Here is a 24424-nt window from a genome sequence, read left to right as displayed (position 1 = left end):
TACTTTTGCAGCCGTTTTGATTATATATATTTATATGATAACATTTGATTCCCATAGATGGGTATCACGCAGCAAAAGCGTCCTCCATTTTATTACTGACCGATGTAAAGCCTTTTGGGGCTGGTACGCAAACCTTTACCACGAAGCTCGCTGGTATAAAAAAACAATCCTTTTCTGCACTACTTTTCTTGTTCTGTTTCTACTTTATCTAGGTATGGTAGACATCAATTTTTTATGGATGTTTGGCAAATCTCCCAGCCTGTCAAGTATACACAATCCAAGTCAACCGATAGCCTCAGAAATCTATAGTGCAGACAGTGTGCTTATCGGTAAGTTCTTTCGTGAAAACCGTAGTCCGGTGAAGTACGAAGAAATATCTCCCAAACTGATCAAAACGCTGATATGTACAGAAGACGAGCGATTTTATAATCACTTCGGAATAGATATCCAGGGAGTTTTTTCGGCCATTAAAGATATGGCACGAGGACAAGCACGAGGGGCAAGTACCATTACCCAACAACTGGTAAAGAATATGTTTAAGGTACGCTCTCAATATTCAACAGGGTTATTAGGAAAAATTCCGGGAGTGAAATTGCTGATAATGAAATCTAAAGAGTGGATTACTGCTGTTAAGATAGAATGCTTTTATACAAAAGAGGAGATCCTGACCATGTATCTCAATACGGTAGACTTCGGTAGTAATGCTTATGGCATCAAAACGGCCAGCAGTACATATTTCCATACCAGCCCTCAAGATATAACTTACGAACAGGCAGCTACACTTGTGGGGTTACTGAAAGCAACGACCACTTACAACCCACGTCTCAATCCCAAAAACAGTCTGAAACGTCGCAATATAGTATTGGAGAATCTATTGACTCACCAGCTTATCAGCCGACAAGAGTTTGATTCACTCAAACAGATTCCTATCAAGCTGAACTATAACGTTGAAAGTAACTATGACGGGCAAGCTCTGTACTTTCGCGAAGCCATTGCCGAAAAGCTGGAAGAATGGTGCAAAGAGAATGAGATAGATCTCTATGCCGACGGATTGAAAATATACACAACCGTAGATGCCCGAATGCAAAAATATGCCGAAGCAGCTGTGAACAGACAAATGCGAGTGATACAACGCAATTTTGACAACCATTGGGGTAGCCAGAATCCATGGCGTGACCGTAATCATCAGGAAATTCCACATTTCATAGAGGACCTTGCCACCCACACCATTGCCCACAAACAACTGGCAGAAAAGTATCCCGATCAGCCGGACTCTATTCACTACTATCTGAACCTGCCACATCGCCTAAAGGTGTTTGATTATGAAACCGGAACACGAGATACGACTATCAGTACTATGGATTCCATACGCTATATGGAACGTTTTATGCACTGTAGCTTTGTAGCTATGGAACCACAAACCGGCTATGTAAAAGCATGGGTAGGTGATATCAACTTCAATTCCTGGAAATATGATAAAGTTCTATCCAAACGCCAGCCGGGATCTACCTTTAAACTTTTCGTTTATGCCGCCGGATTAAACAAAGGCCTTTCTCCTTGCGACGAGCGAATTGATGAAAGTGTAGTATGGGATGTTATCGAAGAAGGTAAACCTGCCCAGTGGATTCCCCACAATGCAAATGGAATGGCTACCGGGGATACCATGTCAATAAAATGTGCGTTTGCCCGTTCTGTAAACATGATTGCGGTACAGGTGGCCAAAGAAACTGGTATTCATGAAGTGGCCCGGACAGCCAGACTCATGGGCATAAAAACACCGCTTGAAGAGACACCGGCACTCAGCCTGGGAGCCTCTGACGTATCATTGCTTGAGCTTGTTAATGCTTATACAACAGCTATTAATGAAGGAAGAGCACATGACCCGATACTCATTACCCGTATTGAAAGTGCAGATGGCAAGGAACTTTTCAAGCACCAGCCTCAGCAGGAAATACAGGCTATTCCCTACGAAACTGCTTTCTTGCTTACAGACATGCTCAAAGGAGGACTGACCGAGCCGGGTGGTACATCCAAAGCATTATGGGCGTATGATCTCTTCCGCTATAACACTGAATTCGGAGGTAAAACAGGAACCTCCTCCAATCATTCTGATGCCTGGTTTGTTGGTGTTACCCCAAACCTGGTGGGAGGCTCCTGGGTAGGAGGCGAACATCGTAGCATCCACTTTCGTACCGGAGAGTTGGGACAAGGAAGCCGTACTGCACTACCGGTTTTTGCTTACTTCATGGAGGGTGTATTAAAAGATAAACATCTCACAAAGTATAGAGGAAAATTCCCTAAACCTAAAGAGGCAATCCATAAATCATACGGTTGTCAAGGGCTTTATCATTCCAAAGATACAGATTCTATAGCGGTAAACCTGCCCGATAGCCTGGCAGGGAGTGAAGAGGATATACTTACAAGTTTTTAAGAAAAGAATCAGTTCACTACAGAGCACTATTTATATGATACCCGATAAGTTAGCTTCTATGTCTTTGAGTGAAATATATCAATCAAAAATAAGAATGTATCAAAAGCTAAATCAGTTATCATTAAAACACAGACTAACGCTAATTATCGCAGACTTAATCTTTGCGATAATTAGCGTTAATCTGTGTTTCTAAAGCTGCCTGTTAACAGCTTTATCAGGCTTTTTATACATTCCTGTAAGTAATTCGTGCTCGTTTACTTCATTATCTTACAAGAACCAACTTTACCATCTTTTGTCTGAATACGGGCTACATAATATCCTGAGGGCAATACAGAGAGTCCCACAGAAGTAACATTTTCCTGCCTCTGTACCATCATGCCATTAACAGAATAGATTTCTACAAAAGCAGCCTCTTCGTTAATTACTAATTCGTCCAGACTATTATTATAATAACCCAGAACCTGGTCCGAATTGGCTACATTCTCCTCAATACCGATAAGTATCGGTTTGAAACTGGTATAAAGACGGAATTCATGAGCCGGAACTGAAATGCTCTGTGCTACAGTTGACGACGCGATATTCAGTGTAGAATTCTCATCCATAAAGTCGTACCATACACCTGTTTTAGGGAATATCACCGAATAGTCACCAGCAACAGCTGTAAAGTTGCCAGCAATAATAATGGCTTTATCCTCTGTAGTAATTGTTATGAAACGTCCCTTATTCCAATTCGTATTACCACTTACTTTCCAGCTGAAAGTAACATCAGAAGTAAAGAGTTCCGAATACGAAGTTCGCAGATCCATTAACTTGCTATACGTATCATACAATCCTTTACGCGTTGTATTCTCAAAATAGTCCCAGCGAAGTGGTTTAGGATCAGTGCGATATGCACCACCATCATCAACCACTGTTCCATCCGAATTACTGTTTATAGAATAGTCATATCCCAATTCTTCAAATTGCCATATCATCTTAGGTCCTGGCACTGTAAAGAAGAAGGCAGCATTTGTAGCAAGTTGCTTCACACGATTTTCCAGATTATTATCATTCACCGGATTGGCACTTGTACCTCCTCCTTTGATACTTTCAGTACCCCATTTCCAGGCTTTGAAAGAAGTACGTTCCTCATCGTGACTTTCCATATAGCCCATCAGGCTATTCACAGGCATATTGGATGTTCCTCCATACAACCCGGAAAAATTAGAATTATCGGGCCATCCCATAGCCGACTCACAATAAGCGTAATTCATATTTCTCCAAAGCATAATGCCAGCCTCGCCCAACTCTTTTTCTTCTGTAGTTCCATCCGTCAGATGCTCTATAATGACATAAGCATCCGAATTCCGTTTCCAGATTTCTGAAGAAATCCGTTTCAGGTTCGCAATACGTTCCGTATCATATTTATTAGCCCACGTATCCTGAGGTGTATTGGAAAATCCTTTGGTAAAGTCATAGCGAAAACCATCTACTTTATATTCTTTCATCCAGAAACCGGCCACACTATCCACCAACGCACGGGTATAGGTGCTTTGATGATTAAAATCATACCCCCACTGCAAATCCTTATTGGGGATATTGGATTCCTTATTATACCAGGGATTATCCGCCGAAGGAGTTCCATCAGCATCACGATAGAGTAAATAAAATGGAGATTGTCCGAAACTGTGGTTCAAAACAAGGTCTATAATCACTGCCATCCCTTGTTGGTGACATTCGTCAACAAAAGCACGCAACTCGTTCTTTGCTCCATAATACTTATCTACTGCAAAATAGAATGAAGGATTGTATCCCCAACTGCTATTACCTTCAAACTCATTCACAGGCATTAATTCAATAGCATTAATCCCCAACTGTTTTAGATAGGACAATTTATCTTTTGCCGCACTGAAAGAGTGCTCTGCAGTAAAATCACGGATATGCATTTCGTATACCATCAACTGGTTTCTATCAGGTTTCCTAAATTCAGTCACCTGCCATTGATAAGGGGTCTGCCCGGTCTGAAGTACAGAAACGATACCTTCTGCTTTGCCTGTGGGATACGGTTTCAAGTCGGGATACACAGCCGGAGAGATATATGGATCATTCCAGGGATCAAGTACTTTATCTGCGTACGGATCGGCTATATAAATCGTACCATCCACTACATACTGAAAAGCATATTCCTTTCCTTTTTCCAGATCGCTCAATGTAATCCAGAAAAACTCTCCATCCTGTTTCAGTTGATATTCTGGCAACAGTTTCCAATCATTAAAATCACCTACCACATAAACAGTCTTTTTTCCCGGTGCCTGAAGTACGAGAGTGGCTTCATTAACACCCGGATAGTTTATGCCGGGTCGTACATTGGCAGGAAGCGGTGCCTGTACAGTTTCACCTAATACATTTACTATCTGCGTAGCGCCCTCTGTCTGTCCGCCGAGAGTAGCTTCCACACGTATTTCAAAGTTTCCGGCTTGCGGAAAAGTATGCACAGCAGTGATCTCTTTCACATTACTCTGAGCTGCAATTTCTTCACTACCCACAAATAGTTTCATGTCCGCAGCCATAGAAGCCGATGCTTTCATTGTAAGTGTTTCGCCTCTGTTCAAAGTAGCCGTACCGGAAGGCTGATCAAAACGAACCGTCAGCCCTACTTCATGTACCTCCACAAAGATATCCTTACCACCGGTATCTTTTCCCTCTTTCTTACCATCTGAACTCCTGAAAACAAAAGCCATCTTCAAAATCTTCTCACCAGCCGGAACCCCATAATAATTGCGGATATCCGGAGTTATCTTCAGTTCCCACTTATCATTACCTAAAGAGGTCATTTTGTATTTTGCAAGGTTCACGTTCCAATCCGAAGCATACCTCCAATCAGAACCATCTTTACTCTGATCAGTAATAACTCCCGTATGCGCGTACACATCTCCCGTAAAACCTTTTAATCCGGCAGTACCCTGTGTGGCATCAAAAATAATCGTAACTGCCGCTCCATCTGTAGGAAAAGCAGGATCTGTAGTCACCACCTGTGCTTTTGCAGTGAACATCACTATCAAACAAAGTCCCAATAAAGCGTAAAATCGTTTCATAAATTTCTCCTTTTAAAATCCAAAAGGCTGCCTCCATACCAGAGACAGCCTTTCTCTATTCATTAGTTAACGAATAATTATTGTACTGTTCCCTTGCCAGTGGTGAAGTTCACATGCACCTTCTGACCTGCTGTTACAGGACATTTATAACCCAATTCTCCAAGATTATCACTTACCGGTTTGTTTTCACGATAAACAATGGATGCATCTCCACTCATATCCAGTGTAAATTCACTCTTCCACCAGTTTCCGGATCCGGCAGCTATACAACAAATACGTGCCACACCATCTGCTGTAGCAGCAGGAGAGACAAAGTCACCGGTCTTATCTGCCGGAACAGTAAACTGCGTTTCCGCATTACAGTTCCAACTGTTATTTACCAATCCACCTAAAAGATAAACTTCAGGTTTGAGGAACTCAACTTTCTTACCGCCAATATTATCAACAGTTACAACAACTACATACCAACCGGAGATACCAATTTGGATATTACCACCCTGATCTGTCAATCCTGCAAGTGCTATAGCATCAGGAGTCAATATATCCGTAGAGAAACCAAAATCTTGTCCGGCCCAATCTGCCACCGGAGAGAATTTAATCTGTTCATCAACATTGTAATACTGCATACTCCAGAACATACCCGGAGTCTGGGTCACAGGAACCATCTGACAAGCATCCCCCCAATTCCAATCAGAGCTATAAGCAGATCCGTTGATAAACATCGTTTCGGGTAAATCGCTCACTTCTTTGATCGTATAGGTGTAGTCTTTTACATTTATCGTAATTCTTACCTTTCCTTGCAATCCCAAAGCGATAGCTCCTGCCTGTTCTCCTTTCTTATCCGTAAAATCAAGTAAGCCGGATACAGAAGTATCACCATTAACAATGGCCCCTAACGCTTTATTCCAATCAACATCACCAACTACCCCCGACTTAGGGAAAATCTTTAAGTTAGGTTTTTCCTTTTCGTTAGTCAGTTCCAGTGTGAAGATTGCAGGATCACTTGCATCCTGTGTGAAAGCCAAGGCACCATCTGCTCCCCAGGAAGAAATATCCCCCAAAGCATAATACCCATCTTCCATGACAGGAGTAGTAACAGGAGTCACTTTCATTGCAATATCGCCAGCACTTATAGAAACAGCCTCATTATCGGAAGCCATAACCGCAACATCTACTTTTACTGCTATATCCCGTACCACAGACTGACGGCTATTGTACAGTTGATCTACCAACAGTTCCAATTCTGTAGCATCGACTTTCAATACCCCATCTTTTTCAGCAAACGGAATAGACAACGTTTTATCATTGCCAGCCAATTGTAGTTTATAGCCTACAACTTTATCGGCCCCAGACAAGGTTTCCAATTTCGCAACTTCTACAGAATCTTCCTCATACGTATCCATCACTACTTCCGGAGTAACCCCTATCACTTGGGCAGTTATACCGCTCTTAGAATCCTCCTGGGGATTGGACTGGGGATCAGCCCAGTCCGTATAGTCTTCATCACAAGCCGAGAATCCAGCCAGCATCAGAAGAGAAAACATATATAATGATATCTTTTTCATGTTTCTTTTTCGTTTTAAAGTTACAAAAGTTATTCAGCTGTTGCTTCGTAGAAATCCAAAGTATAAGCGAGTTTAGTACCGGCAATCTTAACGGTCACCACTATCTCGTAAGTACCGACCTTACCAATTCCAATATTCAATCCACCGTTATTATCATCTACCCCACTGACATCTGCCAGTTTCTTAGATTCATCCGGAACCAGTCCGTCAAAGTAAGCCACCTGATTTCCGTCCCAGCCGGGATTCATATTGAACTTCATAGCACTACCGGCAACAGTAGTCATCACTCTGGAGAATTTACCTGTACTTCCCTCTACCGGAGTCATTTCGAACCATGTATTCCAATCGTCGCCTTCAAACTTTCCTATCAAATACATTGTCTCGGGCAAGGTCACAGGAGCTTCTGCCTTATATCCCAATACTTTGGGTAGTTTAATCACATTAGAAGTACATACACCACTACCATTGGAAGTAAGAGCAGCCTGCATACGTATATATAAAGTAACAGGAGTATCAGGAAGCTCACCCGAACCGGAGAGATCCCACAACTCAACCAGCGCCAATGCAAACTCAACAGCATCTACATCCACCTTAGTAGAAGTATATTTGGTAGCAAGTGTCACATAATTAGCCTTCGTACCTGCTTCTTCATTCTCTTCTGTAAAGTTCTCGTTCAAAGACATCTGAACAGAATAAGTAGTAGCTATCGGAAAACCATAATCCGGTTGTGAACAAGTGAACTCAATGGCTTTTGAATTTTCCAGATCATACACATTATTCTCGGCATAGGGTGGAACATTCAATACAAACGTATCAGGTTCCAGCAGTGTCGGGTTACTGTCCCTGTCACTTTCACATGCCGAGAAAGCAAGTGCAGCAAGACCCACCATGAATATATTATATAGTTTTTTCATTATAGTAAACATTTTAAATGATGAATGGAACGATTAATAACCTGTGTTCTGATGCATATTCGGGTTAGCAATGATATCTGCTGCCGGAATCGGATACACATTATAAATAGAACTTACCGAAGTACCTTCAGCTTCGCCACCTTTCCAGTCCCACAAATAGCGGTTGGTTGTATAATAATTGTAACGGATCAGGTCTGTACGACGGAAGCCTTCGAAATATAACTCACGGGCTCTTTCGTCAAGAATATCATCCAATGTCACTGTATCGAATTCGGTTGCACCGGCACGGCGACGAAGTTCATTCAAGTCTCCCGTAATAGTACTCATCGGAACGGTTCCAAGACGAAGATTAGCTTCAGCGCGAATCAGATAAGCCTCAGCCAGACGGAAAAGTGGAATATCTGTATCGGGTACATCCGGGTCACTACTATTCTGACCACCAGAAGTAAGTCCGGTCCATTTTACTACCGAGAATCCATCTGTAAATTTTGTAACAGTTTCCAGCGTTACCTGACGTTTTCCACCACCTTCGCCCGAATAGAACAAAGCACGGTTGTCTTTGGCAGCTGCAATAAGTTCATCTGTACTCTCAGTCAAAGGAGCTCTTTCGGGATCTTTAAAGAATTTACCTACTAAAGATTTACGAGCGCGGATACATGACCAGGAGGCATTAGTTCCCCATGACGGCATACCGGCAATACGAGTAGCAGCAACCAGGAAGAAAGAACCACCATAAGATTTTGTACGGATACCATCCTGACGAAGTGGGAAAATGATTTCTTTACGTGCTTCTGTATTTTCACCGTTATCAGCCATGAACAGTTCTTTGTAATTGTCACACAAATCATATCCGGAATCAATGGTCTTACCAGCATACTTGGCAGCTTCCGCCCATTGTGCAGTACCAGTATAAACTTCTGCATTCAGGTTCATACGAGCACGCAGTAACCAGTTGGCAGCTTTATCGGCACGGCCATAAGGTGCCTTACCCGGATCGTACATATCATTTTCGATAGCATTCAATTCACTTTCTATATAAGCAAACAGATCGGCACGATTCTTTTCTACCGGCAACTCTTCGGAGAAATGTTCTTTAAACGGCGCTTTGCCGAACAAATCCATATAGTAATAGTAGTATAATGCACGGAGGAAACGTGCTTCGGCGCGTTGTTTCACTGTTACTTCGTCTGTCTGGCCTTCCACCTGATCCAGGAAGAAGTTACAAAGAGTGATATTATAAGCCAAACGGTTGTACAGCATCTCAATAGTTCCATGAGAAGAATTCCATCTCATAAAGATCAACTCGGGAATACCTGCGTCCATCCAGGTCCAGATCATTTCATCAGTAGCATATTCATTAACAGTGAACATCACACGATAAAAAGCTGTATTTCCTTCGTCATCAGAAGCGATATCCGGTTTATCGGAAGGACCTTGCTGACCTGTCAGCACAAGTGCAGCATATAGTTTAGTAAAGACCTCATCCTGAGAAAAAGTACCACTCACCTGCGGGTCAATCGGACTTATATCCAAATCACTTACACAAGACACCATACCAAATGTCAATGATAAGGAGAGTGCTGCAGGAATCAATGATTTTAAATATTTAAATTTCATAATATAATCAATTATTCGGGTTATTAATTAAAATTGAAGGCTCAGTCCGATCAGGAAAGTAGTAGGACGTGGGTAGATATTATTATCAAGCCCTATGTTCTTATTACTGTCAGTACCAATTTCCGGATCAAGTCCATCATATTTTGTAATCACGAACGGATTCTGAACAGTTGCATAAATACGTCCATTTATACCTTTATATGCCTGAGTTCTGAATAAGTGATCAAAAGAGTATCCCAAAGAGATATTGTCACAACGCAGGAAAGAAGCATTCTGTACAAAATAATCAGAATAATAATAATCACCATCACCGTTGAAACCTAATTCTACAGCAGCAGTCGGACGATTGCCAAAAGCACCGTTAGAGAAGATAGTACCCATACTGGCATTTGCAGCCAATACATCATTATATACATAGTTATTCAAACTTGCACGGAGTGCAAAACTGAAGTCCCACTGTTTCCAGGTCATCTTTGAAGTTAAGCCCATCAACACATCAGCAGCGGGTTTCTTATAGATGTATTTATCAGAAGCATTGATGATACCATCGCCATTGCGGTCAACAAATGTATTTTCAATAGGCTTACCGTCTTGATCATAAACTTGTTGGTATACATAGAATGAGTTAATCGCGTAACCTACCTTCTGTGCCTGGATATTGGCACCTGTACCTTTGGATATACCACCGGCTGCTACGAAATAGTCAGGATCATCACCACCGGTCAGTTTCGTAATTTCATTTTTGTTCCAGGTGATATTATAACCCAGATCCCAGGTAAAGTCTCTTGTTACAATCGGTTTCGTATTAATTGTGAACTCAAGACCGGAGTTTTTCAAAGAACCGATGTTACTTATCAAACGTGAGTTGAAGTTCGTTCCGGCAGCAATCTTTACAGTATTAATCAAGTCTTTAGTTTCACGATAGTAATAATCAATCGAACCCGAAATACGTCCGTTCAGGAAAGCATAATCCAAACCGGCATTGTAAGTGGTTGTTTCTTCCCATTTCAAATCCTTATTATATTCCTTAGGACGTGAAGTTGTATAATAAATATCGCCCAATGGATAATAAGCACCATTACCACTTGCTGTATAAAGCGGCATGAACGGGAAGTCCAGATTATCTCCCAAGTCTTGCTGACCCGTAATACCCCAACCTAAACGAAGTTTTAAGTCGGACAACACATCTACGTTCTTCAGGAAGTTCTCTTCCTTCATTTTCCATGCCAAAGCTACTGAAGGGAAATTGCTCCAGTGTTCGCGGAAACGGGAAGTACCATCGCGACGGAAAGTAGCAGTAAACAAGTAACGATCCAGCAATGTATAGTTCAAACGTCCGAAGAAAGAAACCAAGGTGCTGTGATAACCAAATGCACTGTTCTTACGAAGTGTGGGGTTGTAAGCCTCTCCATTGTCACGGCGTGTACCTTGTCCCACTGAATAACCTGTACGATGAAAATGTTGCTCTTCGGTACCTATCATTACATCAATGAAATGATTCTCCAATGTTTTGGAATACTGTAAATAGAGGTTACCGGACAGATTGTATTTATAACTATGCTCATTTCCGTCCCATCCGAAGTAATGGTTGGAATAAGAATACGGAGAAATAAGAGTTGTCTGAAGACCTTCTGAATAATCAGCTCCCACATTGGCATGAATGCGCATATCAGGAAAGAAGTGGAATTTATAATCAGCTTCCAGATTTCCTACGAAGCTCTTACTTTTGGAACGATCATCTTTCAGTTCAAGAAGTGCCAGCGGGTTCTGAGTGGCATTTGCATTCTTGGTATACAACCAATTAGGATCACCATAAGGCAGTTTGCCCTCTTCCATCTTCGGAATAGCTTGCCAGAAACCACCAAAAGTATCAAACATATCACCATCCCCATATACCGGGCGGGTAGGATCCATAGATACAGCAGCACCGATAGCCCCACCATCGGCATAACGGTTCTTAGCCACCATTGCTTTGGCATTTACATTAAACTTCAAATAATCATTGAAGAAAGAAGGAGCCACATTGACACTGGCAGTAAAACGCTCAAAATTAGAAGTTTTCACGATACCTTCCTGATTCGTATAACCTAATGATACACGATAAGGCATGTGTTTCAAACCACCGGAAACAGTAACATTATGATCATGACTGATAGCAGTACGGTAAATCTGATCCTGCCAGTCGGTGTTTGCTGTACCCAGACCCGGTTCAGGAATCTTGTCCACTCCACCATATACATCTGAAAGGTATGCACGGAACTCATCTCCGGTCATAACATCAAGCGTATTGCGTTTGATACCAAAAGAAACATTACCATCATAAGATACTTTAGGAGCAGAACCGGCAGCCCCTTTTTTAGTTGTAATGATAATCACACCATTGGATGCACGGGAACCATAAATAGCTGTAGCCGAAGCATCTTTCAAGACAGTAAAAGTCTCGATATCATTCGGATTCACCATTGACAAAGGATTGGAAAGTCCTTTTACACCATCATTATCCATCGCCAATCCATCGATAACAACCAGCGGGTCATTGCTGGCATTCAAAGAAGAGCCACCACGCACACGAATTGTGGCTCCACCACCCGGTGTACCACCATTAGAAATAACACTAACACCAGCAATCTTACCAGTCATCATGTCTTGTGCATTCGTAGTCATACCTTTGCTGATCTTATCCGGCTTGATAGCTGTTACCGAACCGGTAGCATCATTCTTTTTCACCGTACCATAGCCAATTACTACAACTGCGTCCAACACCTGCGAATCATCTTCAAGAGTAACAATTACTGAGGGGGCAGCTTTCACCTCTACCGTTTTATAACCGATAAAAGAGACTACAATAGTAGAATTTTGAGGAGCATTCAATACGAAGTTACCATCCAAATCGGTGATAGCACCAATAGTAGTTCCTTTTACTAACACATTTGCACCGATGACAGGTTCACCTGTTGCATCTTTTACATGCCCCCTTACAGAGACCTGCTGTGCATAAGCGCCTAATGACAAGAATAGCCCAAGTAACAAGGGCAGAATCATTTGATAGATTCTAAGATTAACTTGCTTCATGCATTTAATAAGTTAAAGTTAACAATATAAATTAATATGATATTCTCTTAATCGAAACAGGAACGTAACGCTAAGTTCCTTCTTGCGACGAAACAAAAATAGACTTATTGTTAATCAAAAGAATGAGAAAATATGAAAAACGCTGCTTGCAACTACGCAATCGTTTGCATTGCAAAGCCAGAAAGAGACATATAGTAAGGTACGCGTATAAAAGTGCTTTTTATCAGAAATCTTTGTGTCGTACTTATTCATAAGTATTCAATTTAAGGAAAACAAAGATATATTACATTATACATAATATACAAGTCTTTTTGCCTACATGCCACAAAGGCTATTTATCCCTTTATCATAGTCAGCAACATTTTAAACTTTTCTACAGCAGTTAAAGCATGCGGAGCATTAGCCGGAAACACAATGCTTTCTCCTGCTTTCAAGGTAAATGCTTTTCCATCTAATACAATATTTACCACACCTTCCAGCACCTGTACGATAGCATCGAACGGGGCACGGTGTTCACTGAGTCCTTCTCCTTTATCAAAAGAAAACAATGTAACATTTCCAGCCGGACTTTTTATTAGCTGCTTACTAATAACTCCTCCTTCAGAATATTCTACCAATGAAGCCAGATTGAGCACAACTCCTTTTTTAAATGATTGTTCCATATTCAATTTTATTTATTTATTAATGCCATGAATATAAAACGATTATGAAAACAGGATTGTTCTTAGAAAACATTAGTAAATCTACATTATTAAAATACGTATTTTATAAGGTCAAACTATGCATTTTAACGCACTGTTAATATGCATTTTAAGTAATAGCTAAATACGTACTTTTACAATTAAGAAAGTCCGGGGCACCTAAAACAACAAAAGCACATACTCTATTTCATATAAAGTTTATATCTTCAATCCGGCAGAGTATGCAAACGTTTGCACTTAATTCTGATACAGAAACGGAAGATTCTTTAAAATTCTTCCTTCCAATTCTCCTATTTTTGCATATAAAGACAAAGATAAGTACCTTTGGCTGAAACTAATAGAAATCTATGAGCAAACCGCAAATTACCATCAAAGACATAGCCCGTGAATTGGGAGTATCCCCTTCCACTGTCTCAAGGGCACTGAAGGATAATCCGGACATCAGCCAGGAAACCCGAAACGCTGTACATGCGTATGCACGCGAGCATAATTATAAACCAAATGCATTGGCACTGAACTTACGGACCAGCCGCTCCAATACCATTGGTGTAATTATTCCGCAACTGGTGCATCATTTCTTTTCATGTGTATTGAGTGGCATCGAGGAAACAGCATCTCAGGCAGGATACAACATACTTGTAGCACAAAGCAATGAGAAATATGAACAAGAGGTAAAGATTGTCCACTCCTTTCTGGCAGCCCGGGTTTGTGGTGTTATCGCATCACTCGCCAAAGATACTTCTCAATATGATCATTACCAGGAATTACTCGATAATAATATTCCAATCGTTTTTTATGACCGGATCTGTACGGGTATTAATACCGAACGGGTGGTAGTGGATGATTACGCAGGTTCGTTTTCTGCTGTGGAGTATATGATACAAACAGGCTGCAAACGCATCTTTTTTTATAGTGCTGCACCACACCTCGAAATTTCAAAAAACCGGAGAAACGGTTATCTGGATGCCATGAAAAAGTATAAGATACCTGTGGACGAAAGCATGATAAAACTTTGTGATACCCGCGAACAAGCCATTGCCATTACCCCCGATATACTGGAAAGAGAAGACCGCCCGGATGGTTTTTTCGCCATTAACGACGAAACAGCTTCGGGCATTCTATACTCCTGCAAACTGGTGGGACTGAAAGTACCGGATGAAGTATCCATCTGTGGATTTACCGACGGAGCAATTGCACAAAGTACCGATCCTAAACTAACAACGGTAGAACAGCACGGTGAGGAAGTAGGAAAAAGTGCCATACATATCCTGATCGATAAAATAGAAGAGAACCCTAACGCTAAAAGTGCAAACAAAATTGTAAGAACCAACCTGGTAGTAAGAGGAACAACGAAATAATATGCCAATTAAAGAATGTGCCAATATGCCAATTAAAGAATGCGGCAATTTAATAATGTGGCAATGCGCTAATAGAAAGAGAATGGAAAAAGAATGAAACTAAATAATTAACCAATTAAAAAAAGAGTGCCGCCCAATTGGTATATTACCACATTGGCATATTGGCACATTATTAATTACCATGAAAGTAAAACCTGATCTGAGTTTTTGGAAGCTGTGGAATATCAGCTTTGGCTTTTTCGGCGTACAAATAGCCTATGCACTGCAAAGTGCCAACATCAGCCGTATCTTTGCCACATTGGGTGCCGATCCGCATAGTTTGAGTTATTTCTGGATATTACCGCCATTGGCAGGAATTATTGTACAGCCCATCATTGGTTCGGCCAGTGACAAAACATGGACACGATTCGGACGACGTATTCCCTATCTGTTTGTTGGTTCACTGGTTGCTGTATTGGTTATGTGCCTATTGCCCAATGCCGGAAGTTTTGGGATGGTAGTCAGTACAGCTATGATATTCGGACTTGTGTCACTCATGTTTCTCGACACATCTATCAACATGGCTATGCAGCCTTTCAAGATGCTTGTGGGTGACATGGTGAACGAAAAACAAAAGGGGCTTGCCTACTCCATCCAAAGTTTCCTCTGCAATGCCGGAAGTCTGGTAGGTTACCTGTTCCCGTTTATTTTCACCTGGATAGGTATCAGTAACATTGCCGATAAAGGAACCGTCCCCGATTCTGTAATCTATTCTTTCTATATTGGAGCAGCCATTCTCATCCTTTGTGTGATTTACACTACTTTGAAGGTAAAAGAAATGCCGCCCAAAGAGTTTGAAGAGTTCCATGGCATCACCGCTGCCGAAAAGAAAGAAAAAACAAATTTCTTCTATCTGCTGAAACATGCCCCTAAAGTGTTTTGGACAGTTGGCCTGGTACAGTTTTTCTGCTGGGCAGCATTTATGTATATGTGGACTTATACCAACGGAGCCATCGCAGAAACCGTATGGAATACAACAGACGTGCAGGCTTCAGGATATCAGGAAGCAGGCAACTGGGTGGGTGTACTCTTTGCCGTACAAGCCATTGGCTCAGTTATATGGGCAGTTATCCTCCCTATGTTCAAAGCCCGGAAACTGGCTTACTCAATGAGCCTTGTGTTAGGTGGGATCGGCTTTATCTCTACTTTGTTCTTCGATAACCAGTATCTGTTATTCATCTCCTATCTATTGATAGGTTGCGCATGGGCAGCTATGCTGGCAATGCCTTTTACTATCCTGACCAACTCAATATCGGGCAAGAACATGGGTGCATACTTAGGATTATTCAATGGGACAATCTGTGTACCGCAGATTGTTGCTGCCATCATTGGCGGCGGATTGCTTCATCTGGTAGGTGGCCAGCAGGTCAACATGCTTGTATTGGCAGGTGTTCTATTAATTATAGGTGCTGTTTGTGTACACTTCATAACAGAGACATTTTCAACAAAAAGCTGAAAACATCTCTGTTGTAGTTGAAAGTTAAGAGTTGAAAGTTAAAAGTTGCTATACAGCGTGGTAGCGCAGCTAACTTTCAACTCTCAACTTTCAACTTTCAACTATTTTCACTATCTTTCTGCGCAATTAAACACATGATAAAGAAGACAGCTATGAAAAAATTCCTCAAGACAGACGAGTGGAACATTATAGAAGAAGGTTTTCATGCAGATAACCTGCGGGCATCAGAAAGTATATTCAGCCTGGGCAACGGACGGTTAGGGCAACGGGGCAATTTTGAAGAAACTTATAGCAGTGACAGTCTGCAAGGCTCCTATGTGGCAGGTATCAGTTTTCTGGACCGTACACGCGTCGGTTGGTGGAAAAACGGATATCCCCACTTCTTTTCACGTATACCGAATGCTCCCAACTGGAGTGGTATCCATCTGCGCCTCATTGATGAAGAAGTAGACCTGGCCCAATGGGATGTGGATAGCTTTGAACGACGGCTGGACATGAAAAAGGGCATATCTTATCGCGACTTTGAAGTCACTTCCCCCAAAGGGAACACGCTGAAAATACATGTGGAACATATCAACAGCATGGCCCATCAGAACCTGTGTCTCATTAAATACAGCGTAACCTCTGTCAATTACGAAGGTAAAATCTCCGTTGTCCCTTACATTAACGGAGATGTGAAACACGAAAACTCCAACTTCAACGAAAAGATGTGGAATATACTGCGTGCCGAAACCACCAATGAATATGCTTATCTATGGACACAAACCAAACGAGAGGACTCACAAGTGTGTTGCGCTATGACTTATCAGTTTTTCAAAAACAGTAAAGAGCTAAACATCAGTCCTATCAAAATAGAGAAAGAGAAACTCACCGGATTCAGTGCCGGTGCCGACGTCAAACCGGGTGAACGAATTACACTTATCAAATATACCACTATCCTCTCCTCACTCTACTATGACCGGCAGGAACTTGTAGAACATGCTGTGGCAGAGAGTAAAGAAGCCAAGGCACAGGGATGGGAAAAACTCCTGCAGGACCACCAGAATGTATGGCAGCATATCTGGGACGAGACCGATGTCACCATTGAAGGCGATCCGGAAGCACAGCAAGGCATCCGGTTCAATATTTTCCAGCTCAGCCAAAGCTATCGTGGAGACGATCCGCGTCTCAACATCGGTCCGAAAGGATTTACAGGGGAGAAATACGGAGGCAACACCCAATGGAACACAGAACTTTGCTGCGTACCGTTCTTCTTACTGTCCAGTCCGAAAGAGACTGCCAAGAATCTGCTGCTCTATCGCTATAATCAACTGCCGAAAGCTATTGACAATGCCCGGAAATTAGGCTTTAAAGACGGAGCAGCCCTCTATCCTATGGTGACATTCAATGGAGATGAGTGCCATAACGAATGGGAGATCACCTTTGAAGAGATACATCGCAATAATATCATCGTGCACGAAATAGTGCAATATGTAACGATGACGGGACATACTGATTTCATAGCCCGATATGGGTTGGAGATGATGATAGCCATCTCGCGCTTCTGGGGCCAGCGCGTCTCTTTCTCACAACCTAAACAGAAATATGTGATACTGGGAGTAACAGGGCCCAACGAATATGAAAATAATGTAGACAATAACTGGTATACCAATTACTCTTGTGTACAAACACTAAAAGCCACTATTGAAACCATAGAATTAGTAGCCCATCAATATCCGGAAGAATATGCACGCATCCGCAGAGTTACCGGTTTCCAATATCCGGAAACGACTCTCTGGCAAAAAATTATAGATAACATGTACCTCCCCGAAGACCGGGAACTGGGAATATTTGTGCAAAACGACGGTTATCTGGACAAGGAACTGAAAACAATAGACGACATCCCTACAGAAGAACTTCCCATTAATCAACATTGGTCGTGGGACCGTATTCTGCGTTCGTGCTACATCAAACAAAGCGATGTACTATTGGGGCTTTACCTTTATTATTCCAACTTCGATGATGAAACCGTGCGACGTAATTTTCGGTTCTACGAACCACGAACGGTACACGAGTCTTCACTCTCTCCTTATGTACATTCCATCCTCGCCTCCCGGATAGGCGATATAACGAAAGCATATAACCTTTTTCTCCATGCCACCCGGTTAGATCTGGACGATTATAACAATGAACTGGACCAGGGGTTACATATCACAAGTATGGCAGGTAGCTGGCTTGCCATCGTCCACGGATTCGCAGGAATGCAAATAAAAGACGACATGCTCTGCTTCAATCCTGTCATCCCTGAAAAATGGAATAAATACACCTTCAAAATCCACTTCCGCCAATGTACTCTACAGATAGAGATAGGAAAAGAGGAAATAAAAATCTCGATGATAGAAGGGGATGAACTGAACATCCTTATCCATAAAGTTGTTTATCATGTCACCAGAGGAGATGTGAAAGTGATTAGTGAGTAGTGGTTAACGATTAGTGATCAGTGATTAATAGCTGCGCTACATACCGCATGGTACTAATCACTCATCACTTACTCACTAATCACTACTCACGCTCCCCTGTTTAAACGACTTTAACCAACCAAGGGAGTATGAAAAAAAACTATGTAATCGCTTTGACTGCGGCCCTTCTTCTGGCTGCATGCGGACAGAAACAAGAAGACAACGGCACTACAATCCGGCCTGTAAAGACAGCAATAGTAGAATCACGATCGGAAATCAACAAAGATTTTTCGGGAATTGTAGAAGCAGTAGACTATGTAAAGCTTGCTTTCCGCGTGAGCGGACAGATTATCAACCTACCGGTCATCGAAGGAGAGAAAGTGAAAAAAGGACAGCTGATAGCTGCCATTGATCCCAGAGACATCGCCTTGCAATATGCTGCAGACAAATCTTCTTATGAAACAGCTGCCGCTCAGGTAGAACGTAACAAACGTTTGCTGGCACGTCAGGCTATCTCCGTACAGGAGTACGAAATCAGTTTATCAAACTACCAACGAGCCAAATCAGCTTTCGAATTATCCTCCAACAATATGCGCGATACCAAGTTGACCGCTCCTTTCGATGGATCTATCGAAACACGACTGGTAGAAAATTACCAGCGCGTCAATGCCGGTGAAGGTATCGTCCAACTGGTAAATACCAAAAAGCTACGTATCAAATTCACCATTCCGGATGCTTACCTCTATCTGTTGCGTTCCAGCGATCAGAAATTCCGCGTAGAATTCGATACATATAAAGGACAGAAATTCAATGCTAAATTAGAGGAATATCTGGATATATCAACTGACGGAACAGGTATTCCTGTGACAATCACGATTGACGATCCGGCATTTAACCGTGCACTGTACGACGTAAAACCGGGATTCACGTGTAGCATCCGCTTCTCTGCCAATGTAGGTCCGTTCCTGGAAGAAAGTATGACTGTAATCCCTCTGAGCGCCCTGTTTAGTGAAGGCAATGGAAAACAGATGTATGTATGGGTAGTAAACGACAACAAAGTAAACCGTCGCGAAGTAAGCGTCATGTCTCCTACCGGAGATGCACAGGCATTCATCACCAAAGGGCTGAAAGCCGGAGAAAAGATAATCACCGCAGGAGTTAACCAGCTCGTAGAGGGAGAGAAGATTAGAGTAGTGAGTAGTGAGTAGTGATTAGTGATTAGTGCCATGCGGCATTATAGTGTTACTAACCATCCAGCACTTATCACTCACTAATCGTTAATCACTAATCACTAATCACTAATCGTTAATCACTAATCACTAATCACTAATTTACTAAACACTACTTTCATGAATTTAGCCAAATATTCATTAGACAACACCAAAGTCATCTATTTTTTCCTTGCTGTATTGCTACTTGGAGGTATTTTCTCCTTTAGCAATTTGGGAAAGAAAGAAGATGCACCGTTTGTCATCAAATCAGCCGTCATCATGACGCGCTATCCGGGAGCTGAACCTGCAGAAGTGGAACGGCTCATCACAGAACCTATCTCACGCGAAATACAAAGTATGAGCGGAGTATATAAGATAAAGTCCGAATCTATGTATGGTCTTTCAAAGATCACTTTTGAACTGCAACCCTCCCTGTCCGCCTCTTCCATCCCACAAAAATGGGACGAACTGAGACGCAAAGTACTCAATATACAGCCTCAACTTCCCAGCGGATCATCCGTACCTACTGTATCGGATGACTTTGGAGACGTATTCGGCATTTACTACGGGCTGACCGCCGACGACGGATTCAGCTATGAAGAGATGCGCGACTGGGCCGAACGAATCAAAACGCAGGTAGTCACTGCTGATGGAGTAATGAAAGTTGCTCTGTTCGGTGTACAAACGGAAGTTGTCAATATCTTCATTTCCGTAAACAAACTGGTGGGAATGGGTATCGATCCCAAACAACTTGCATCCTTACTGCAATCACAAAACCAGATTATCAATACTGGAGAAATCAGTGCCGGTGAACAGCAACTACGGGTTGTAGCAAACGGAATGTACACCACCGTCGACGATATACGCAATCAGGTGATCACCACTAAAGCCGGACAAGTAAAACTGGGTGATATTGCCGTCATCGAAAGTGGATATATGGATCCGGCCTCTACCATTATGCGCGTCAATGGAAAACGCGCTATCGGTATCGGTGTATCTACCGACCCGCAGCGTGATGTGGTACAAACAGGCGAAATGGTAGATGCCAAGCTTGCCGAACTCCTGCCACTCATACCTGTAGGAATGCAACTGGAGCCACTCTATCTGGAAAATGTGATCGCCAAAGAGGCCAACAACGGATTTATTATCAACCTGGTAGAATCTATCCTTATCGTTATCGTCATCATCATGCTGGTAATGGGGCTTCGTGCCGGACTACTTATCGGTTCATCACTGATCTTTTCTATCGGCGGTACAATGCTTATCATGTCTTTCCTGGGAGTAGGACTAAACCGTACTTCATTAGCAGGATTTATCATAGCCATGGGTATGCTGGTAGACAATGCCATTGTAGTAACTGACAATGCCCAAATAGCTATTGCACGAGGTATGGACCGGCGCAAAGCACTGATTAACGGGGCTACCGGACCACAATGGGGGCTATTAGGCGCTACGTTCATCGCCGTCTGTTCTTTCTTACCTTTGTATCTGGCACCTTCCGCCGTTGCAGAAATCGTGAAACCGTTGTTTGTGGTTCTTGCCATATCACTCGGACTCAGTTGGGTATTGGCACTGACACAAACCACTACATTCGGTAATTTCATTTTAAAAGCAAAGCCTGCCAACGGAGCAAAAGATCCGTACGATAAGCCGTTCTATCACAAATTTGCTTCTATCCTGCATGTGCTGATACGAAAAAAAGCATTGACACTAAGTGCAGTAATTGCTCTTTTCGTAATCTCCTTAGTGATAATGGGAATGATGCCTCAAAACTTCTTCCCATCTCTTGATAAACCTTATTACCGGGCAGACGTCTTCTACCCCGATGGTTACAGTATCAATGAAGTAGCCCAAGAGATGAAAACGGTTGAAGCACACCTGTTGGCACAACCGGAAGTAGACAAAGTATCCATCACCTTCGGTAGTACCCCGCTGCGTTACTACCTGGCATCTACTTCTGTAGGACCCAAACCTAACTTCTGTAATATACTGGTAGAACTTAAAGACAGCAAATACACCAAAGAGCAGGAAGAGAATTTCGATGCATACATGAAGGCAAACTATCCGAATGCCATCACCCGCACCAGCCTCTTCAAACTATCACCGCCTGTGGATGCCGCCATTGAAATTGGTTTTATCGGCAACAATGTCGATACGTTGGTAATGCTCACCAATAAAGCGCTGGAAATAATGCACCGTAACCCCGATCTGATCAATATACGTAACTCCTGGGGGAATAAGATTCCGGTATGGAAACCGATATATAGCCAGGAACGTGCCCAACCACTCGGTGTATCCCGCCAGGGAATGGCACAAAGTATCCAGATCGGGACGAACGGCATGCCCTTAGGCGAATACCGCAAAGGTGATCAGGTACTCCCTATTTTACTAAAAGGAAATACCGTGGATTCATTCAAAATCAATGATCTCCGCACGTTACCCGTATTCGGTACAGGCACAGAAACCACCAGTCTCGAACAGGTAGTATCGGAGTTTGATTTCCAATATCGCTTCTCGAATGTAAAAGACTACAATCGCCAGATGGTGATGATGGCACAGTGTGATCCACGTCGCGGAGTGAATGCCATTACTGCCTTCAACCAGGTATGGTCTCAAGTGCAAAAGGAAATACAAGTACCGGAAGGATATACCATGAAGTATTTTGGTGAACAAGAGAGTCAGGTAGAATCCAACGAAGCACTGGCAGCAAACATGCCGTTGACATTTTTCTTAATGTTTACCGTATTACTGCTGCTGTTTAAAACCTATCGCAAACCGATTGTTATTCTGCTGATGTTGCCGCTCATCTTTATCGGCATTGTATTGGGTTTACTCGTATTGGGCAAATCGTTCGACTTCTTTGCCGTTCTTGGTCTGTTAGGGTTGATTGGTATGAATATCAAAAATGCAATTGTACTGGTAGATCAGATAGACATTGAAACCCGTTCGGGTAAAACCCCACTTGATGCTGTAGTTAGTGCAACTGTTAGCCGTATTGTTCCGGTAGCAATGGCCTCGGGAACCACTATTCTGGGTATGCTCCCACTATTGTTTGACGCTATGTTTGGCGGTATGGCAGCAACCATTATGGGTGGCTTACTGGTAGCATCGGCACTGACATTGTTTGTACTTCCGGTAGCTTATTGTACGATACTAAAAATTAAAGGATAAGATTGGTGAAATAGGATTAACTTTGTACTCGCAAAGTTACCGGACGCACATAGTGCATCATCATCGCTAAAACGATTAAAATAATGACAATGAAAACTCAGATAATACTATTCGCATGGTTGTGCTCCGGATTGAACCTCCTGGCACAACCGGCACAACTCACCCGCGAAGCCTATCGTAACCGGGTAGAGAACTACAGTCAGGTGTTAAAACAACAGAAACTGAAAAGTATGGCAAGTACCGAAGGACGCAAAATTGCCTTCACCGGATTCCTACCGCAGATAGATATTACTGGAGAAGGTACATTGAATCTCAAAGAAATGGATGCCTGGGATGGTCCTGCCGGACAATATCGTAATTATACCTATCAGGGGGCGTTTGTTGTTGCTCAGCCTCTCTATGCCGGTGGTTCCCTGCAAGCCCAAAACAAGGTGGCCCAGGCAGACGAGAAACTGGACCGGCTCAGTACGGAACTCACCCTCGATCAGATCCATTATCAAAGTGATGCAGTATACTGGAATGCTTCTGCCGCCCATGCCATGCTCCTGTCCGCCAAACAATATGAGGACATTGTGCAGCAACAATTCAATATTATTCAAGACCGTTTTGACGACGGAATGATAAGCCGTACAGATCTGCTGATGATTTCTACCCGCAAAAAAGAAGCGGAACTGCAATACATCAAAGCACGCCAGAACTATACGTTGGCTTTACAAAAACTGAATATACTGATGGGAGAAAGTCCCAATACTCCCGTAGACAGTCTGTATGAAATTGGGATACCGTGCGAAGCGGTTACACTCCTTAGCCTGGACGATGTACTGCAACGCCGTGCCGACTATGCCAGTACGGAAATCAACATAGAAAAAAGCGAAGCACAACGAAAGGCTGCCCTTAGTCAGTACAACCCGCAAGTAAACCTATTTCTATCCGGAGGATGGGCTACTGCATCTCCCAACATGGGCTATGATGTTGCTTTCACTCCGATCTTGGGATTAAACGTAAACATTCCTGTTTTCCGTTGGGGGGCACGCTTCAAAACGAACCGTCAGCAGAAAGCCTATATTGGTATCCAGAAGTTACAGCAAAGTTATGTGACAGATAATATCAGCGAAGAACTCTCAGCCGCTCTTACCAAACTAACGGAAACGGAACATCAAGTGACTACTGCACAAGAAACAATGGATTTGGCAGAAGAAAATCTCAGTCTGGCCACCTTCTCTTATAATGAAGGGAAAGCGAGTATGGTAGATGTACTTTCGGCCCAGCTTTCATGGACGCAGGCACACTCAAATCTTATTAATGCACACCTTGCCGCTAAAATGGCAGTAGCCGAATACCAGAAGGTGACAAGCTATTAAAATGCTTCCTGCACGG

At 42.6% G+C, this 24424-nt stretch carries 13 protein-coding genes; 7 read left to right on the top strand and 6 right to left on the bottom strand.

All coding sequences use genetic code 11. The annotated features are described in order from the left end of the window. The first annotated feature begins 34 nt into the window (after positions 1 to 34). Positions 35 to 2431 (top strand): transglycosylase domain-containing protein, encoded by a 2397-nt coding sequence (locus tag VCM39_RS05945; RefSeq protein WP_323674001.1) that lies wholly within the window; start codon positions 35 to 37, stop codon positions 2429 to 2431. A gap of 254 nt (positions 2432 to 2685) precedes the next feature. On the opposite strand, the gene VCM39_RS05940 is transcribed toward VCM39_RS05945, so the two are convergent. The 6 genes from VCM39_RS05940 to VCM39_RS05915 form a co-directional block, all read right to left on the bottom strand. Further along, the gene (locus tag VCM39_RS05940; RefSeq protein WP_322933311.1) at positions 2686 to 5505 is read right to left on the bottom strand and encodes an alpha-amylase family glycosyl hydrolase; all 2820 of its coding nucleotides are present in this window, start codon (positions 5503 to 5505) and stop codon (positions 2686 to 2688) included. A 77-nt stretch (positions 5506 to 5582) separates the two neighbouring features. Further along, on the bottom strand, positions 5583 to 7070 hold the full coding sequence (locus tag VCM39_RS05935; protein WP_322933310.1) for a DUF5115 domain-containing protein: 1488 nt from the start codon (positions 7068 to 7070) through the stop codon (positions 5583 to 5585). Between the two features lie 29 nt (positions 7071 to 7099). Next, positions 7100 to 7984 carry a SusE domain-containing protein gene (locus VCM39_RS05930; protein WP_221649836.1) on the bottom strand — a complete coding sequence of 295 codons (885 nt, stop codon included), beginning with the start codon at positions 7982 to 7984 and terminating at the stop codon, positions 7100 to 7102. Between the two features lie 33 nt (positions 7985 to 8017). Further along, positions 8018 to 9601 carry a starch-binding outer membrane lipoprotein SusD gene (gene susD, locus VCM39_RS05925; protein WP_321028631.1) on the bottom strand — a complete coding sequence of 528 codons (1584 nt, stop codon included), beginning with the start codon at positions 9599 to 9601 and terminating at the stop codon, positions 8018 to 8020. Positions 9602 to 9628: 27 nt separating this feature from the next. After that, positions 9629 to 12673 carry a SusC/RagA family TonB-linked outer membrane protein gene (locus VCM39_RS05920; protein WP_221649838.1) on the bottom strand — a complete coding sequence of 1015 codons (3045 nt, stop codon included), beginning with the start codon at positions 12671 to 12673 and terminating at the stop codon, positions 9629 to 9631. Positions 12674 to 13008: 335 nt separating this feature from the next. After that, entirely contained in the window at positions 13009 to 13335 is a 327-nt protein-coding gene (locus tag VCM39_RS05915) for a cupin domain-containing protein (protein WP_221649839.1), read from the bottom strand. 386 nt (positions 13336 to 13721) lie between these two features. Here VCM39_RS05915 and VCM39_RS05910 point away from each other — a divergent pair, with 386 nt between their 5' ends. From VCM39_RS05910 to VCM39_RS05885, 6 genes are all read left to right on the top strand, one after another. Next, positions 13722 to 14732, top strand: a complete 1011-nt coding sequence (locus VCM39_RS05910) for a LacI family DNA-binding transcriptional regulator (protein ID WP_221649840.1) — start codon at positions 13722 to 13724, stop codon at positions 14730 to 14732. A 181-nt stretch (positions 14733 to 14913) separates the two neighbouring features. Then, positions 14914 to 16227 carry an SLC45 family MFS transporter gene (locus VCM39_RS05905; RefSeq protein ID WP_221649841.1) on the top strand — a complete coding sequence of 438 codons (1314 nt, stop codon included), beginning with the start codon at positions 14914 to 14916 and terminating at the stop codon, positions 16225 to 16227. 152 nt (positions 16228 to 16379) lie between these two features. Continuing rightward, the gene (locus tag VCM39_RS05900; RefSeq protein WP_322933309.1) at positions 16380 to 18686 is read left to right on the top strand and encodes a family 65 glycosyl hydrolase domain-containing protein; all 2307 of its coding nucleotides are present in this window, start codon (positions 16380 to 16382) and stop codon (positions 18684 to 18686) included. A gap of 128 nt (positions 18687 to 18814) precedes the next feature. Further along, complete coding sequence (locus tag VCM39_RS05895; protein ID WP_322933308.1) at positions 18815 to 19873, top strand: efflux RND transporter periplasmic adaptor subunit; 1059 nt, start codon at positions 18815 to 18817, stop codon at positions 19871 to 19873. Positions 19874 to 20014: 141 nt separating this feature from the next. Next, a complete protein-coding gene (locus VCM39_RS05890; protein ID WP_221649844.1) occupies positions 20015 to 23047 on the top strand; it encodes an efflux RND transporter permease subunit in 3033 nt (1010 codons plus the stop codon). Between the two features lie 89 nt (positions 23048 to 23136). Then, complete coding sequence (locus VCM39_RS05885; protein WP_221649845.1) at positions 23137 to 24408, top strand: TolC family protein; 1272 nt, start codon at positions 23137 to 23139, stop codon at positions 24406 to 24408. Positions 24409 to 24424 lie beyond the last annotated feature (16 nt).

It is taken from the genome of Bacteroides mucinivorans, assembly GCF_034654355.2.
In the GTDB taxonomy this organism is placed as follows: Bacteria; Bacteroidota; Bacteroidia; order Bacteroidales; family Bacteroidaceae; genus Bacteroides; species Bacteroides nordii.
The sequence above is the reverse complement of the archived record's forward strand: the minus strand, read 5'-3'. Positions and strand labels throughout refer to the sequence as shown.

What these genes read in the sequence shown, in the direction of transcription:
- VCM39_RS05895 (WP_322933308.1), top strand. Translation starts at nt 18,815, where the DNA reads ATGAAAAAAAACTATGTAATCGCTTTGACTGCGGCCCTTCTTCTGGCT.
- susD (WP_321028631.1), bottom strand. Translation starts at nt 9,601, where the DNA reads ATGAAATTTAAATATTTAAAATCATTGATTCCTGCAGCACTCTCCTTA.
- VCM39_RS05920 (WP_221649838.1), bottom strand. Translation starts at nt 12,673, where the DNA reads ATGAAGCAAGTTAATCTTAGAATCTATCAAATGATTCTGCCCTTGTTA.
- VCM39_RS05930 (WP_221649836.1), bottom strand. Translation starts at nt 7,984, where the DNA reads ATGAAAAAACTATATAATATATTCATGGTGGGTCTTGCTGCACTTGCT.
- VCM39_RS05910 (WP_221649840.1), top strand. Translation starts at nt 13,722, where the DNA reads ATGAGCAAACCGCAAATTACCATCAAAGACATAGCCCGTGAATTGGGA.
- VCM39_RS05885 (WP_221649845.1), top strand. Translation starts at nt 23,137, where the DNA reads ATGAAAACTCAGATAATACTATTCGCATGGTTGTGCTCCGGATTGAAC.
- VCM39_RS05945 (WP_323674001.1), top strand. Translation starts at nt 35, where the DNA reads ATGATAACATTTGATTCCCATAGATGGGTATCACGCAGCAAAAGCGTC.
- VCM39_RS05940 (WP_322933311.1), bottom strand. Translation starts at nt 5,505, where the DNA reads ATGAAACGATTTTACGCTTTATTGGGACTTTGTTTGATAGTGATGTTC.
- VCM39_RS05890 (WP_221649844.1), top strand. Translation starts at nt 20,015, where the DNA reads ATGAATTTAGCCAAATATTCATTAGACAACACCAAAGTCATCTATTTT.
- VCM39_RS05915 (WP_221649839.1), bottom strand. Translation starts at nt 13,335, where the DNA reads ATGGAACAATCATTTAAAAAAGGAGTTGTGCTCAATCTGGCTTCATTG.
- VCM39_RS05905 (WP_221649841.1), top strand. Translation starts at nt 14,914, where the DNA reads ATGAAAGTAAAACCTGATCTGAGTTTTTGGAAGCTGTGGAATATCAGC.
- VCM39_RS05900 (WP_322933309.1), top strand. Translation starts at nt 16,380, where the DNA reads ATGAAAAAATTCCTCAAGACAGACGAGTGGAACATTATAGAAGAAGGT.
- VCM39_RS05935 (WP_322933310.1), bottom strand. Translation starts at nt 7,070, where the DNA reads ATGAAAAAGATATCATTATATATGTTTTCTCTTCTGATGCTGGCTGGA.